The organism is Parafilimonas sp. (assembly GCF_051953455.1).
Classification (GTDB): Bacteria; Bacteroidota; Bacteroidia; order Chitinophagales; family Chitinophagaceae; genus Parafilimonas.
In genome coordinates, this window is sequence record NZ_JBQCIT010000012.1 from 18,369 (window position 1) to 34,072 (window position 15,704).

The 15,704-nt window shown below is 36.4% G+C and carries 14 protein-coding genes; all 14 read left to right on the forward strand.

Annotation, left to right across the window (positions count from 1 at the left end):
- Positions 1-6 precede the first annotated feature (6 nt).
- The 14 genes from ACTHN6_RS04380 (at position 7) to ACTHN6_RS04445 (ending at position 15,633) form a co-directional block, all read left to right on the forward strand.
- On the forward strand, positions 7-1,329 hold the full coding sequence (locus ACTHN6_RS04380) for a glycosyl hydrolase family 28-related protein (protein WP_440434501.1): 1,323 nt from the start codon (positions 7-9) through the stop codon (positions 1,327-1,329).
- A gap of 25 nt (positions 1,330-1,354) precedes the next feature.
- Positions 1,355-2,254, forward strand: a complete 900-nt coding sequence (locus tag ACTHN6_RS04385; RefSeq protein WP_440434502.1) for a sulfotransferase family protein — start codon at positions 1,355-1,357, stop codon at positions 2,252-2,254.
- Positions 2,242-3,414, forward strand: a complete 1,173-nt coding sequence (locus ACTHN6_RS04390) for a glycosyltransferase (protein WP_440434503.1) — start codon at positions 2,242-2,244, stop codon at positions 3,412-3,414. The genes ACTHN6_RS04385 and ACTHN6_RS04390 overlap by 13 nt, the downstream gene beginning before the upstream one ends.
- A 5-nt stretch (positions 3,415-3,419) precedes the next feature.
- Positions 3,420-4,313, forward strand: coding sequence for a sulfotransferase (locus ACTHN6_RS04395; RefSeq protein WP_440434504.1), 894 nt, complete (start codon positions 3,420-3,422; stop codon positions 4,311-4,313).
- A 43-nt stretch (positions 4,314-4,356) separates the two neighbouring features.
- Positions 4,357-5,511, forward strand: coding sequence for a glycosyltransferase family 4 protein (locus tag ACTHN6_RS04400; protein WP_440434505.1), 1,155 nt, complete (start codon positions 4,357-4,359; stop codon positions 5,509-5,511).
- Between the two features lie 60 nt (positions 5,512-5,571).
- Positions 5,572-6,156: a sugar transferase gene (locus tag ACTHN6_RS04405; RefSeq protein WP_440434506.1), complete on the forward strand. Its 585-nt coding sequence runs from the start codon at positions 5,572-5,574 to the stop codon at positions 6,154-6,156.
- The gene (locus ACTHN6_RS04410) at positions 6,149-7,129 is read left to right on the forward strand and encodes a methionyl-tRNA formyltransferase (protein WP_440434507.1); all 981 of its coding nucleotides are present in this window, start codon (positions 6,149-6,151) and stop codon (positions 7,127-7,129) included. Before ACTHN6_RS04405 ends, ACTHN6_RS04410 begins: the two co-directional genes overlap by 8 nt.
- A complete protein-coding gene (locus ACTHN6_RS04415; protein ID WP_440434508.1) occupies positions 7,105-7,788 on the forward strand; it encodes a PIG-L deacetylase family protein in 684 nt (227 codons plus the stop codon). The genes ACTHN6_RS04410 and ACTHN6_RS04415 overlap by 25 nt, the downstream gene beginning before the upstream one ends.
- Positions 7,789-7,831: 43 nt before the next feature.
- Positions 7,832-8,812, forward strand: a complete 981-nt coding sequence (locus ACTHN6_RS04420) for a sulfotransferase (RefSeq protein WP_440434509.1) — start codon at positions 7,832-7,834, stop codon at positions 8,810-8,812.
- Between the two features lie 3 nt (positions 8,813-8,815).
- Complete coding sequence (locus tag ACTHN6_RS04425) at positions 8,816-9,859, forward strand: hypothetical protein (RefSeq protein ID WP_440434510.1); 1,044 nt, start codon at positions 8,816-8,818, stop codon at positions 9,857-9,859.
- Positions 9,849-10,883 (forward strand): hypothetical protein, encoded by a 1,035-nt coding sequence (locus tag ACTHN6_RS04430; RefSeq protein ID WP_440434511.1) that lies wholly within the window; start codon positions 9,849-9,851, stop codon positions 10,881-10,883. The genes ACTHN6_RS04425 and ACTHN6_RS04430 overlap by 11 nt, the downstream gene beginning before the upstream one ends.
- A 21-nt stretch (positions 10,884-10,904) precedes the next feature.
- Positions 10,905-12,464 carry an FAD/NAD(P)-binding protein gene (locus ACTHN6_RS04435; RefSeq protein ID WP_440434512.1) on the forward strand — a complete coding sequence of 520 codons (1,560 nt, stop codon included), beginning with the start codon at positions 10,905-10,907 and terminating at the stop codon, positions 12,462-12,464.
- A gap of 21 nt (positions 12,465-12,485) precedes the next feature.
- A complete protein-coding gene (locus tag ACTHN6_RS04440) occupies positions 12,486-13,643 on the forward strand; it encodes an aminotransferase class I/II-fold pyridoxal phosphate-dependent enzyme (protein ID WP_440434513.1) in 1,158 nt (385 codons plus the stop codon).
- A 94-nt stretch (positions 13,644-13,737) separates the two neighbouring features.
- Positions 13,738-15,633 (forward strand): polysaccharide biosynthesis protein, encoded by a 1,896-nt coding sequence (locus ACTHN6_RS04445; protein WP_440434514.1) that lies wholly within the window; start codon positions 13,738-13,740, stop codon positions 15,631-15,633.
- The last annotated feature ends 71 nt before the right edge of the window (positions 15,634-15,704 follow it).

Here is a 15,704-nt window from a genome sequence, read left to right on the forward strand (position 1 = left end):
TTTGTGATGTGGGACATGCGAATTTTAGTTGCAAAAATACTTATTGCTGCGTTTTGCGTTGCGTTGATTAATCCAGATGTGATAGCAGGGAATGATACTTTAAATATAAAAAGTTTTGGGGCAAAAGGCGATGGCAAAACAAACGATTATGAAGCTTTTATAAAAGCAATAGATGTAATAAATAATCGCGGTGGTAACTGTACTCTAATTGTACCCGCTGGCAATTATTTAATTGATGCCATCACTACCGTAAATAACAAATACCGGGATTTTGAATTTGACAGTTGTTCAGATTTATCAATCATCGGTTCGGCCGCCGTTATAAATTTAAAAGGCGGTTATAACAGGGCAGCTGATCGCGTTGCGGGCGTTAAAAAATCCTTTATCAGATCAGATACTTATTCAATCATCGCGTTCTCTTTTATTAACTGTAAAAATATTTTTCTGTCAGGGTTTGAAGTAAACGGCAATTCAGATAAAATAACAAGAGATCAGAGAGTTGTTGAAGCCCCTTCTCATTTATTAAGAATATGGGAATCGGAAAACGTTACCGTAACTAACATGTATTTGCATCATGGTATTTCAGATGGCATTTGCATAGGCGGAAAAAAGAAGTTTTCAACAAATATTAAGGTTACAAATGTTATTGCAGAAAGTAATGGACGGCAGGGTATGACGATAGTAGATGCCCGGGATGCTATATTTGAAAATTGTGCCTTTATCAATACAGGTATTAATAACGGGCAATATGGCAAACATAATCCAGGTGCCGGCGTCGATATTGAACCTATAAGACATTCAATCAACGGCATTAAAACAGGGAATATTAAATTTATTGCCTGCAGGTTTGAAAACAACAGCGGTGGCCAGATAAGAAACGGAAATGCAGTATCTGTTGATAGCGTTTATTTTATACGGGATACTATTCTCACCGGTTCTTCCCGCTCGAGGTACCAGCTTGTGCTAGGATGTGGTTATAGCGAGCTAAATGAATGTTATATAAAGATTGCCAACGGCACTTTTTATTCAAGCTCAATGCGCTCTGTTCAACCACAGCATTCGCTTATTCAAAACTCAACCATATACTTAAATAACAGCCAGATAATTTCCACTAAAGCACCTTCACCGGTTGCTGTTATACAGTTTATAAACAATAAAATTTACTGCACAGCACATAGTACTAATAATTGGTTTGATTTTAAATATGGAAATGTAAAGTTTATAAAAAACCGGGTTTATTTTCCTGAGGACTATTTACCGGCTGCCAAAAACCTGCTTATAAAAAATGAAAAATTAAACGTCGCCAACCAGTTATTAAAGCTTCCGTAATTAGTAAAGACGCGCTTGCACTACTTTGCCAGAAAATAAAAAAATAAATTGTTTTTTAATAGGTGTTCAAAAGGCAGGAACATCTTCTTTTTATAACTGGTTATCCCAGCATCCGCAAATAAATGCGCCAAAGGAAATGAAGGATACGCATTTTTTTTCACAGGAAAGATATTTGCAAAAAGGTGCGGCCTGGCTTGAATCATTTTATACAAACACTAATGCTGCACCAGTATTATTAAAAGGGGCAGTAAACTATATATATTTTCCACAGGTTGCAGCTACAATATATGATTATAATGATGAAAGCAAATTTATCCTCATCCTGCGAGACCCCGTTAAGCGGGCATTCAGCGCTTATAACTACATGTATAAATTAGGGCTGGAAAAAAGAAGCTTTAAGCAAAGCATAGAAGATGAACTTCAGCATAATTTCTTTTCAGAAGAAGCAAAAGGCAATTTTGCTTATCTCGGCCATGGCTATTATTACGACCAACTAAAAAACTGGCTTAACTATTTTGAACGAAACAGGTTTAGCATCCACATTTATGAAACACTTTTCCAGGAACCCCAAAAAGCCCTGCAGGAAACTTTTGAATTTTTAGGAATTGATAAAAACTTTACACCAAACCTCGTTAACGAAAATACGACCGGCGTAGTTAAATACAGGTGGATAAACAACTTGTTTTTTACCCATCCCCAACTCATAAAAGCTCTAAAAAAAATACACGTAGATAAAGTCATAGGTTATTCAGCACGAGTAAATTTTCTCAACTGGCTGAGAGATTGGAACACGAGCAGTAAAAAAAAACCTGGCGACCGGCTAACCCCTGAAATGTACGCTGCGTTATATAAACATTTTGAAGATGATATTTCCGGCTTATCGCAGTTATTGCAAACAAATTTAAAAACCTTATGGAAATATTAAGCCAGATAAGCCAGCTAAATAAAACAGGCGCTGTTATAAAAAAGCCCAACGTTGGTATCATTATCAGGTCATTTAACAGAGGTGGTGCAGAAGTTTTAATTAGGGAAATGTTTGACAATAAAAGGTTTAATGAAGCTACAGGCATTTGCGATTTAATTATACTTGACAGCAAGCGCCTTGAGTTATTAAAAGACCTGAAAAATGTAAACTATTATATCATAAACATATTCTCATCACCACTACTAAGTTTTTTTATTGAATATCGCAAACTATATAAATTATTGAAACTAAAACAATATGATGTATTGCATGTTCACCTGCCTAATGCCGCAATAATATTACGACTGCTGAAATTCTTGATGCCAAAACTAAGATTGGTTTATTCAGAACATAATATAGTTGATAGCTACAAAAAAATAACTTATTTACTAAGCGGGCTTACATACTACAAAGACAACCATACAATTTTTGTTTCCCGCGAAGTGGAAGCCTGTGTTAACAGGCATAGAAAAAGTAGCTTTTACAACTATAAAAACGGAAGTGTAATTATCAATGGCATTAATGTACATAAGTTTTACAGTACTGATAAAAATAATGGTCATTACACTAAAAATTACCTCACAGTTGGTACAGTGGTTAGCTTTCGCAAAGCAAAAAGATTAGACCGCTGGGTTGAAACTGCAGCAGCGGTAAGGGGAAAATATCCTTTACTCAACATTAAATTTATACTTGCGGGTATAGGCCCCGAAAAAGCTGCTATTGATGAAATGATATTGCAGAAAAAATTAACCGATTATATTGAAATGCCGGGGCTCGTGATAAACACGCCGGAAATATATAACAAACTGGATATTTTTTTAATGACAAGCGAATTTGAAGGCTTGCCGGTCGCTTTGCTAGAAGCTATGTCGTGTGCCTGTGTACCTGTAATTAGTAACGTTGGCGGCATTAGAGATCTTGACTTTGATGATTTTGGTTATAAGTATGAAAGTTTTGATGCAGATATTTTAGCAAACGTTATTGCAGATTATTATACCAACAAATCGAAAGTAATAGCAGAAAGAAATAAGGCAAGAAAGTTTATTGTAGAAAACAATAGTCTGGAAAAGCAAGTAGAGGGTTATTTAAATATATATAAAAATGTAATGGACAACTCTTAAAACTAATGCCCCGGGATTTATTGTATAAACCTATTATTTTAACAGGCGTTGGCCGATCAGGTACAACCATTATTGCGGAAATCCTTTTTCAGCATCAGGATCTTGCCTGGCCTTCCACTTATCAAAACAAGTTTCCGCAGGCTTTATGGATAAATAAAGTAAGACCATTAATGGATAATAAATTATGGAGCTTACGTGGGCAAAAAAAACAGGTAGATAAAATACCATTCTATAAAAATTATTTATTCCGGCCTTCCGAAGCAAATGCATTCTGGAAACACGTTACAAAGCCTGAAACAAATTTTTTGTATGATTTTTTATTGAATAAGCAGGTCTCTTCAGAAGAAAAACAATCCATTCGCAGCGTATTTAATAAATTAGTTAAATATCAAAAAAGAAAAAGGCTGGCGTTTAAACTTACAGGGCCGGGAAGGATTGGATATTTAAAAAGCATTTTTCCGGATGCTGTATTTATTGAAATTACAAGAGACCCGGTGGCTAATATACGCTCTCTTTTAAAAGTTCCCTTTTGGAAAACCAGGGGCATGCAAAAGCTTTGGTGGCAGGGGGCTTACACAAAAGAAGAACAGGAAAAAGTTTTAAACTGGAAGGGAAGACCTGCTCTGATAACGGCTATGCAATATGCAAGAATAAGAGAAAAAGTGAAGGAAGAAGCTGAATTACACAAAGCAGAATTATACTCATTTGCTTATGAAGATTTTGTGAAAGATCCACACAAAACAATAGCTGCAATCCTGGCTGTCACTGGCTTGTCACCAAGCAATGCAATAGATAATTATTTAAAATCGATCAAAATTCACGAAAGAAATGCAAGAGCGTTTGATTTTTTTGATGAGGCAGATAAAGAAGAATTAATAAATATCCTCAAGATACTTTAATCAGCCGGGCACGGAATAAAATACTGAGCATCTTAAAATTTTTGTGAGAAAAAAAATTATTCGTACTTCAACGGTTGCACGTTCAATGGATTCTTTTCTTGAAGGCCAATTATCTTTTTTAAATAATCATTTTCAAATAATAGCCGTTGCGGGCGAAGACCAAAATCTAAAAAATTTAAGGGAAAGAGAAAAAATTGAAACGCATGCCATCACCATGCAACGCCATATTTCCCCGTTGAAAGATTTTATTGCCTTAATTAAACTGTATTTGTTTTTTAGAAAACAAAAACCAGACATTGTCCATTCAATTACACCTAAAGCAGGATTGCTCAGCATGAGTGCCGCTTATCTTGCCCGGGTTCCGGTTAGGATGCATACGTTTACTGGTTTAATTTTTCCATCTAAGAAAGGTGCGATGAGAATGCTTTTATCTGGCATGGATAGATTATTATGCAGGTTTGCAACCCATGTTTATCCTGAAGGTTATGGCGTTAAAGAAGAGCTTATAAAAAACAAGATAACCCAAAAGCCATTGAAAGTTTTGGCAAACGGCAGCATTAAAGGAATAAATGTAGAATACTTTAACCCTGAAATGTATGATGCTGTTTTTAAAAATAATTTAAAAAAAACATTGAATATTGATGAGCAGGATTTTGTTTTCATTTATGTAGGCCGCCTGGTTAGAGATAAAGGGGTTAATGAATTGATAGATGGATTCAAAGCCTTATGTATTAAACATGCGCATGCAAAACTTATAATTGCCGGCGCTTTTGAGCATGATCTTGATCCATTGAAGTCCGAAACTGTTGAAACAATAAAAACACATCCTGATATAATTTACCTGGGTTACAAAAATGATGTACGGCCTTATTATGCAATTGCCGACGTTATGGTTTTTTTAAGCTACCGTGAAGGCTTTCCAAATGTTGTACTAGAAGCGGGTGCTATGGGCCTGCCTTGCATTGTTACCAACATCAGCGGTAGCAGTGAAATAATTGTACCGGATGAAAATGGCGTTATTATTCCTTCAAAAAACACCAAGGTACTCTTGGAAGTGATGCATAAACTTATTACAGATGCGGCGTATCCTAAAAATTTAAGGCTTAATGCAAGAAGCAAAATAATAAACAAATTTGAACAGCATTTAATCTGGAATGCATTACTGAAAGAATATCAGTTATTATCGGGCAATGCTTAAATTATTCTTTCAGGTTTTTTAACCTAAAACAATTGACCATTACTGCATTCATTTGTTATTATGTATAAAAAAATAATTAAAAGAATGTTAGACATAATACTTTCTGTAACACTTTTAATTATTCTTAGTCCTCTTCTGTTGGTCGTTTATCTCTTAATTAAGATAGATAGCAAGGGTCCTTTTCTTTTTGTACAAAAGCGGCTGGGTTATCAGGCAAGGGTGTTTAATGCTTATAAATTAAGAACAATGACGCATAAGATTCGTCATACACATACTCAGGTATACGGAAAACATCCGGATGTTACAAGGGTTGGCTTTTATTTACGAAAATATAAGATTGATGAACTGCCACAACTTATAAATATTTTTCGCGGCGAGATGTCTTTTGTCGGGCCAAGGCCAGGACTTCCCGAACAGCTTAAAAACTATAATGAGGTAGCTAAAACGAGGTTGCAAGTAAGGCCGGGTTTAACTGGTCTTGCCCAAATAAACGGGAATATTTATTTAACCTGGCCGGAAAGATGGATGTATGATGGATTATATGTTAAGCAACTCAGTTTTAAATTAGATATTTCAATTATAATAAAAACATTCCTCATTTTAATAAAGGGCGAAGATAAGTTTATAAAAAAGCCAAATGCTTAAAATTGTATTAGCCGGTTCTGTAAAAAGCAGCTTAGAAACACTTAAATCATTGGTAAAACACGAAATGAATGTAGCCGGTGTTTTTGGTTATGAACCCTCTGAGCATACAAATATAAGCGGATATATTTCTATGAAGCCGTTTTGTGAGGCGCATAACATACCATATTATGCCTTTGTAAAAATTAATACTGAACAAACAGTTGATATCTTAAAAAAATTGCAACCGGATATTTTATTTGTAGTTGGATTATCACAATTAGTATCTGATGAAATATTATCTATTGCCAAACTTGGCAATATTGGCTTTCATCCAACTGCATTACCCGCGGGCAGAGGGCGATCGCCAATAGCCTGGATGGTTTTAGAAGAAAAAGCCGGCGCTGCAAATTTTTTTTTAATGAGCAAAGGTGCAGATGAAGGACCCATTTTTGTTAAGGAAGACTTCTTGATAGAAGCTACAGATACGGCTGCCTCTGTTCAGGCTAAAATTTGGAAATCGCTGCATGTATGCCTGGACACGTGGCTACCTGCATTAAAAAAGGGTGAATGGATTTTTTCACCGCAAGATGAAAGCCTCGCTTCTTATTACGGAAAAAGAAACCCTGAAGATGGGATAATTTACTGGGATTCTACCGCTGACGAAATTGAAAAATTAATCCGTGCTTCTACTAAACCCAATCCTGGAGCTTATACATTTAAAGGCACTAATAAAATTTTAATATGGCATTCAAGAATTGAAAAGGAAATCAAAATAAAAGGTGTAACGGGCCGCGTTTTATTAGTTAAAAATAATGAGTTTCTTGTTCAGTGCGGTAGTGGTCTTTTATGGCTTACGCATACAACAGATGAAAGCCTGAACAAAACAACATTAAAGGTTGGAGAAAAACTGGGCTATTATCCAGAATTAGAAATTTATAACTTAAAAAGGGAAATACAACTTTTAAAAGAATGGATACAAAAAAAAACATCTTAATTGTTGCGCCGCATGCAGATGATGAAATTTTAGGATGCGGTGGAATAATTGCCAGGTATTCATCCGAAGGCAATAATGTTTTTATTGCAATTATGTGTAATGCACATGTTGGCGCACCCGATATGTTCCCGCTTGAAAAAATTCAAAAGATCAGAAGCGACGCTGTAAAAGCGCATCAGCTTTTAAAGGTTAAGCAAACTTTCTTTTTCGATTTCCCGGCTCCACGATTAGACACCTATCCTTCTTTTGAAATTTCTAATGTGGTGGCTAATCTGATTTTGGAAAATTCAATTGATATTTTATTTATACCACACAAAGGGGATATTCACCAGGATCATCGCGTTGTTCACCAAGCCTCTCTTGTGGCGGCAAGGCCTGTAAATAATTGCCCGGTAAAAGAAATTTATGCTTATGAAACTTTATCGGAAACAGAATGGTCATCACCAACCGGAACCGATGCTTTTGTACCAACCGTATTTATTGATATTACAGATTTCTTATCCAGCAAATTAGAAGCAATGTCTTGTTATACTACACAAATCAGGCTGGCGCCTCATTCAAGATCTTTGCCTGGCTTAACACACTTAGCACATTTCAGAGGTTCTACAATTGGTCGTAAATGCGCAGAAGCATTTATGCTCATACGGTCTATACAGTAAATCCTTAAGGGTATCTATAAATGCTGTAGCAGATAAGTCAATAATGAGAGAAGAACAGCAGTTTCTTGAACAGTTTAAAAAGGATATGGGTTTTGAAAAAATCCTTCAATCTGTGAATGAAAATTTGTTTGCGGCGGAAAATGCTTTGTACCAGGATTTGCCTGAAGAAAGGGCCACCATTCATATTATTGGTTCGCCAAGATCGGGAACTACTTTATTAAATCAATTGATCAGCTCCTGCCTGGATGTGGGGTATATTAATAATTTTATAGCAGCCTTTTGGAAAACGCCCGTGCACGGAATAATTCTTTCAAAAAAACTGATCGGCTTAAATTATGATTCGGACTATACTTCAGATTTTGGTAAAACCAATGCTATTACAGAACCGCATGAATACACCTATTTCTGGTGTTATTTTTTAAAGTATAATAAGATAGGCCAGATGCCGCCGGAACATGATAAAGAAATTAACTGGCAGCAGCTCAAACTTGTTTTACTAAATATGTGCCATGCCTTTAAAACCTCTATCGTTTTTAAGTCGCTGTTTCTTGGCTGGCACATGCCTTCTACGTTGAAAGTTTTACATAAAACCCTGTTCATCCTGGTTGAGCGGGATATTACTGATAACGCTTATTCGCTTTTGCAAATAAGAAAAAAATACTTTGGAACTTATGATACATGGGCTTCTATAAAGCCAATGCAGTACGAGGCGTTATCAGAATTGAATCCGTTTGAACAGGTAATTGGCCAGGTGTATTATTTAAATGAATCGTATAAGCAACAGCTTAACAACATTTCTCCTGACAACTTTCTGCATATAACTTATGAAGAAATATGCGCATCTCCTGCAACTGTTTTAAACAGCATCATAAAAAAGTTGGAAGTACTGCAGGTTAAACAAAGCATTATTAAACAGCCACCGGGATATTTTAATTCAAAATCTTGCGTCAGCAGGGAAGACAGGATGGCTTTACAAAAAGCAGCGCATACTTTTTTTAGCCGAACAGTCCACAACATTCTGTAAAATATGCAGCAAGAGTACGGCTCTGATTTTCATTTTATGGATTTTTCCGGATTACCCAAAAGCCCGGGAATTCAAGATATTTATGCGCAATCAAATTTATTTTTTTCAGGCCGTACTGCATTATACAACCTCATTCAAAAAGGCATTGCTTTATATAACTGGCAAAATATTTATTTACCCGAATATTATTGTCATGATGTGGATGCATTTATAAAAGCGCTGCCGGTAAATATTTTTTATTACAATGATGGCCCTTACAATACCGGAATAATTGATACAGCAGCATTGGATAAAGAAAATAATATTTTCATACACGTAAATTATTTTGGATTAAATACACAATCACGTTTACAACTGAAGAATGCATTTGTAATAGAAGATCATACACATGATCTTACATCTGAATGGGCGCTTAACAGCACTGCGCATTATTGTTTTGCCTCGTTACGAAAAAGCCTGCCGGTGGCTGCAGGCGGCATAGTATGGTCGCCGCAACAATTGGAACTGCCCCAGGTAACTGCGGAAAAGAATCTGGGTAATACTGCAGCTTACATGAAATTAGCTGCGATGTTCTTAAAAAAAGAATATTTGAATGAACATTACACAAACAAACAAGACTTCAGAAACTTATTTATCAACAGCGAATCATTATTTGAATCGCATGAAACAAATGGCGCACTTCCTCCGATTATTCAAAACGCCATCAATACAATTCCAATTGAATTATTACGCATACATAAAATAAATAATTATAAACAGCTAAGCAATGCCATACACGAAAAGGAAATTATATGGCAACAACAAATTCAGGATAGGTGTCCCTTTGGTTGTATGCTTTTTTTTAAAGAAGCACTGCAAAGAGATAAGATGAAAGCATACTTAATTAAGAACCATATTTATCCGGCGGTGTTGTGGCCGAATCAAAAAGAAGCCAAAGCCAAAGCATTTTCTGAAAAAGTATTGCTTATCCATTGCGATGTACGATACAATTCAGCAGATATGCAATGTATAGCGGACACCATTAATCATTACGCGCATGCAGGTTAAAATAGTTTCTGTTTTTGATACAGCTGAATGGAATACTGTTATCAGGCAATGTATTTATTATGATTTTTATCATTGCAATTCCTATAACAAATTAGACAGATCGGGCGAACCATTTCTGTTTATTGCCGAAGATGATAACGATCAGGTCGTATTGCCTTTAATAAAGCGATCCATTGGTGACTCCGGTTATTTCGACTGCACTTCAGTTTGGGGTTATCCCGGACCGGTTACAAGCAGGCTGCCGGAAGATCTATCACCAGAACTCATTCGTTTTTTTCAACAGCAACTGCAGCAATATTTGTATGAACAAAAGGTTGTCAGTGCTTTTTCGCGCCTGCATACTATTATTCCGCAGGAAATGCTTTTTAAAGATTTCGGAAGCATTATTCATTTAAATAAAACGGTGGCAATAGATCTCAGCCTTCCTCCTGATATTCAACGCCAGCAATACCGTAAAACAAATAAATCAGAGATCAATCAATTAAGGAGAAAAGGTTATTTCGTAAAAAAAGCAAATACAACTGAAGAAATAAATGCGTTTGTAGCTATATATACTGAAACAATGGAACGTGTAAATGCAGATGATTATTATTTTAATTGTTTTGATAACGAATATTTTCACAACCTGCTAAGCGCTGATGATTGTAAGCCTAACCTGCTGCTTGCATATAAGCAAAATGAAATAGCTGCGGGGGGAGTGTTTATGGCAACAAAAAAATTTATGCAATACCATGTTGCGGGCACAAAAAAAGCGTTTTATAAAGAAACACCTATGAAACTAATTGTTGATGAAGCAAGGCTGCTTGCAAACCGGTTACAATTAAATTATTTGCATCTTGGTGGTGGCGTTGGTGGCAGCGACAGTGATTCCTTATTCTGGTTTAAGTCGGGTTTTTCCGATCTTAATTTCACATTCAAAATATGGCGGCTTATAGTGAATGAAAAGATCTATAAAGACCTTGTAAATACACGCTCAAAAGAAAAAGTATTGAATGAAAATTATTTCCCGTTGTATAGGGGTTAACCTAATCAGCGCCAATTACAGATGATGGATAACGCTACAGAAAAATATTTTGATATCTGCTTTATAGGGGCGGGTTTATCCTGCAGTTATACGTTGTTGCATTATATTCAATTGCTTGAAAAATCTTCTCCAAAAACCAAGGTTAGCATTTGCATAATAGATAAAGCAAATGAATTCTGGACGGGTATTCCTTATGGCAAACGGTCTGGTGAACATTCTTTAATCATCACATCCATAAACGAATTTTTACCCGAACAGGAACGCGAAATTTTTATACACTGGCTTAATGAAAACTTTGAATCGATTTCAAAAGATTACATTCAAACCAATAATCATGCTGCGTTAACATGGTTAAAAAATAATGAGCAACTTATATCAACCAAACAATGGAATAAACTCTATATACCCCGGCAAATTTTCGGCAGGTTTTTAACAGAAAGAATGACGGCACTTATGGCGTCGGCTAAACAAAAAGGAATCCTGGAGTATGAATTGATGGTTGGCGAAGCAACGGATGTACAGCACCGCCCGAATAACTCCTTCGCTGTTTTTATTAAAGAATCCTCCGGCATTAATACAACCATTGCAAGCAAAAAAGTTATTTTATCTATCGGCAGCCCGCCCAAAAAAGGATTAATGATAGATGCGCAACCGGGCAACTCATTTATGTATGTACAGGATGTATATGATCCGTATATGCATTACAACATCAATAAAGTTTTTACTTTTCTTTCTTCTCTTGCAGCCGCTTCAAAAAACATTTTGATACTCGGTTCAAATGCCAGCTCGCTTGAAGTGATTTATAACCTGCAGCATACTAATCTGTCAGAAAAGTTTATCAATAAATTATTTATACTTTCTCCCAACGGCATGTTTCCCCATCGTATAAATGAAGATGAGATTAATATTAATTATGACCCGGTTCATTTAAACGCATTGCGTAAATCCAAAGAAAACACCTGCGTTCAAATTTTAGAGGCGGTTAAAAAAGATGTGCAAAAAGCTCAGGCAGAAAAAATAGAAATAGCCGGCATCTATCATGCTATGTCGCACGCTATTATAGGCTTGCTAAATGAGTTGAATGATTATGAGCAAAAGCAATTTGTTTATACTTATGGGGTAGAGATTGGTAAACTCCAGCGCCGTGCAGGCAGCGAGTACCTTGATGTTGCTAATGATTTATTAGCTGCAAACAAATTATCGCTAATACAAGGAAGATTTATAAAGCAGTTAAATAATAATAGCCGTTTTCAATTTGAATATGTTGATATACCCGCCAATACAAAAAAGATTTTTCCCGAAGCTGTTGACGTTATTATTAATTGTATCGGGTCTGAAGAATTAAATACCTCGCTTTCTCCGTTAATTCAAAATCTTATCAATAAAAAAATTTGTTCAGTAAATGGTTCAAATAAAGGTTTTGAAGTAGATGAAAATTTTCAAAGCAGCAAAAACTTTTTTGTAATGGGTCCGCTTTTGTCCGGAACCATAAACAGCAAATTAAGAATATGGCATGCTGAAAGTTGCCCACGCATTTATTTTTTAGGCCAGCAACTGGCCGAACACCTCATGAGCAGCTAACAAAGTTTTAATACTGATTTTATGAATGCCAAAATCTGGCTTTCTTCACCGCATATGTGTGGCAAAGAAAAAGAGTTTGTAGAGGATGCTTTCACCACCAACTGGATAGCACCTTTAGGGCCTAATGTAGACGGCTTTGAAAACGACCTGGAAACTTATCTTGGCGAAGGAATGCATGTTGCAGCCCTAAGCTCAGGCACAGCGGCCATTCATCTTGCGCTGATTTTATTGGGCGTACAAAATGGTGATGAAGTTATTTGCCAAAGCATGACCTTTTCGGGTTCTGCCAACCCTATTGTTTATCAGGGCGCAACGCCTGTATTTGTTGATAGTGAAAAAGAAACCTGGAATATGAGTCCTTCTTTTTTGGAAGAAGCCATTAAAGACAGGATTAAAAAAGGTAAAAAACCAAAGGCAATAATCCCGGTTCATTTATATGGAATGCCTTGTAAAATGCATGAAATTTTAAGTATTGCTAATGAATATGAAATACCTGTTATTGAAGATGCAGCAGAAGCATTGGGTTCAATGTATTTTGGTAAGAAAACAGGCACCTTTGGCACTATTTCGATTTTATCATTTAACGGCAATAAAATCATTACTACCTCTGGCGGTGGCGCAATCGTATCAAACAATAAAACTTATATAGAAAGGGCAAAATTTCTATCAACACAGGCAAGAGATCCTGCCCCGCATTACGAACATTCACACATTGGATATAACTACCGTATGAGTAATGTGTGTGCAGGCATTGGCAGAGGCCAGATGACTGTATTGGAAGATAGGGTAAAAAAGAAAAGAGCCATCTTTAAAAATTATCAGGCAGCACTAAATAATATTTCCGGAATCTCATTTCAAAATGAACCCGAAAATTTTTACAGCAACCGGTGGCTTACAACCATACTTATCGATTCAGCAAAAACACCCCATACAATAAATAACGAGCATATAAGGCTTGTACTTGAAAAAAGCAATATTGAATCAAGGCCATTATGGAAACCTATGCACCTGCAGCCCGTATTTAAAGATGCAGCCTTTTATGGTGACAGAACAAGCGACAAACTGTTTGAGCAGGGTCTTTGTTTGCCTTCAGGCAGTAACCTTACTGAAGAAGCTATTGAAACTGTGAAAAGTAAAATTTCACTCGCATTTACCCTGGAATCATTTTCTAACCTATAAGCTAGCCAGTAAAACACAAGTACTAAACTTTTCTCACCCCGGGAAAGGTATATTGTTCGTTTTATGCGACTGCTGAAAAACAAAATCCGGACGAATGAAGCCTTCAGCCATTTTAAAAATTGGCTATATGCCCAGGTGGTTTATAGCCAGCATGGATGCTGTACTTTCTTTCTTTTCCATCCTGCTTTCTTATCTGCTCCGTTTTAATTTTGAAACCCAAAAAATAGACAAGCATAAATTCATAGTAGCTATTGTTGCTACGTTAGTTGTCTATCTTATCTCTTTCTTTATTTTCAGGTCGTTTAAAGAAATTATCAGGCACACTACATTTAAAGGTGTGTTTAAAATTTTCCTCTCGGTATTTACTGCCAGCGCTGCTTTATTATGTATAAACCTGGTATTTTTTAAAGGCGATTATCTTGTTCCTATCTCCATAATCTGTATTAATTTTTTTATTTCATTTTGTTTATTAGGCGGCAGTCGCATGGCTATAAAAAATGTTTTTGAAGTAGCCGCAACAACAAAAAAACAACCGGTTATATTGTTTGGTGCAGGTGAAATGGGCAAAGCAGCATTAAATACAATCATATCAGACAAATTTAGTAACTGGAGGGTTGTTGGTATTGTTGATGACGATGTTTCCAAACTATACAAAAAAATCAGCGGGGTTTCAATTTATAATACTACAACCATTAACCGGGTTATAAAAAGAAATACTGTCAGGCGTGCTATCATTGCTGTGAACAATATTTCGCTGGAACGGCGGAACGAGGTTGCAGAATTGTTTATAGAAAAAGGATTAACGGTTTCGGTGCTGCCGCATAACCAGCAATGGCTCGAAGACCCGTTTAAGTTGCGCCGGTTAAGGGATATAAAGATTGAAGATTTATTACAGCGGGAACCCATTCAAATCAATAATACAGCCATTAGCAACGCACTTAAAAATAAATGTATTTTAGTTACAGGAGCAGCAGGCTCTATTGGCAGCGAAATTGTAAAACAGGTTGCTGTTTTTGAGCCATCAATGCTTTTGTTGTGCGATATGGCAGAATCGCCGCTGCATGATATTGGTTTGTACATGCATGAAAATACTTCCATAAAATATAAACTGATCTTAGGCAGCATTACCCAGGCAGATTATATGGAACAAGTGTTTTCCCTCCACAAACCTGATATTGTATTTCATGCCGCCGCTTACAAGCATGTACCATTGATGGAAGATCATCCGCGAGAGGCTATTTTAAACAATATATATGGCACCAAAATAATTGCTGATCTTTCTTTAAAATATAAAGTCAGCCGTTTCGTAATGGTATCTACAGATAAGGCGGTAAACCCTACCAACGTAATGGGCGCATCCAAACGCATTGCTGAAATGTATATTCAATCTTTATGCACAGCCGGCGGCACATTATTTATTACAACACGTTTTGGCAATGTGCTCGATTCAAATGGAAGTGTTATTCCAAGGTTTAGGTCTCAGCTTGCCAGGGGCGGGCCTATTACAATAACACACCCTGAAATTACCCGTTTTTTTATGACCATACCGGAAGCTTGCCAGTTAGTGCTGGAAGCTGGCGTTATGGCAAAAGGCACTGAAATTTTTGTATTTGATATGGGGCAGTCTGTTCGTATAAAAGATCTCGCTTATAAAATGATAATTCTAGCCGGGTTAAAACCGGGCGAGGATATAAAAATCCAATACACCGGGCTGCGGCCGGGAGAGAAGTTATATGAAGAGGTCTTAAACGATGCAGAAATTACGGCTGAAACCTATCATCCCAAAATCCGTATAGCCAGGGCCCGGCAGGTAAGTATCGATTTCCTTCAGCCGTATTTATCCAAACTCATTAGCAGCGTAAAGTATGATTCCGATTGGGAATGTGTCAGAAATATGAAAGTGCTGGTTCCGGAATTTGTAAGTAATAATTCCAAATTTGAAAAGCTTGACAAACTACCAGACAAGGAACAGGCATTAACTGATATTTAAATAAAATAACATTTTTATAAAGGTTACTTTCATTTACCATGCAGCATAAAATATGGGCAATCGTTCTATAT

Bases quoted from the DNA above. Each gene is read 5' to 3' on its own strand.
- ACTHN6_RS04395 (WP_440434504.1), top strand. From the start codon at position 3,420: ATGCCCCGGGATTTATTGTATAAACCTATTATTTTAACAGGCGTTGGC.
- ACTHN6_RS04435 (WP_440434512.1), top strand. From the start codon at position 10,905: ATGATGGATAACGCTACAGAAAAATATTTTGATATCTGCTTTATAGGG.
- ACTHN6_RS04420 (WP_440434509.1), top strand. From the start codon at position 7,832: ATGAGAGAAGAACAGCAGTTTCTTGAACAGTTTAAAAAGGATATGGGT.
- ACTHN6_RS04440 (WP_440434513.1), top strand. From the start codon at position 12,486: ATGAATGCCAAAATCTGGCTTTCTTCACCGCATATGTGTGGCAAAGAA.
- ACTHN6_RS04415 (WP_440434508.1), top strand. From the start codon at position 7,105: ATGGATACAAAAAAAAACATCTTAATTGTTGCGCCGCATGCAGATGAT.
- ACTHN6_RS04445 (WP_440434514.1), top strand. From the start codon at position 13,738: ATGAAGCCTTCAGCCATTTTAAAAATTGGCTATATGCCCAGGTGGTTT.
- ACTHN6_RS04380 (WP_440434501.1), top strand. From the start codon at position 7: ATGTGGGACATGCGAATTTTAGTTGCAAAAATACTTATTGCTGCGTTT.
- ACTHN6_RS04410 (WP_440434507.1), top strand. From the start codon at position 6,149: ATGCTTAAAATTGTATTAGCCGGTTCTGTAAAAAGCAGCTTAGAAACA.
- ACTHN6_RS04425 (WP_440434510.1), top strand. From the start codon at position 8,816: ATGCAGCAAGAGTACGGCTCTGATTTTCATTTTATGGATTTTTCCGGA.
- ACTHN6_RS04430 (WP_440434511.1), top strand. From the start codon at position 9,849: ATGCAGGTTAAAATAGTTTCTGTTTTTGATACAGCTGAATGGAATACT.
- ACTHN6_RS04405 (WP_440434506.1), top strand. From the start codon at position 5,572: ATGTATAAAAAAATAATTAAAAGAATGTTAGACATAATACTTTCTGTA.
- ACTHN6_RS04390 (WP_440434503.1), top strand. From the start codon at position 2,242: ATGGAAATATTAAGCCAGATAAGCCAGCTAAATAAAACAGGCGCTGTT.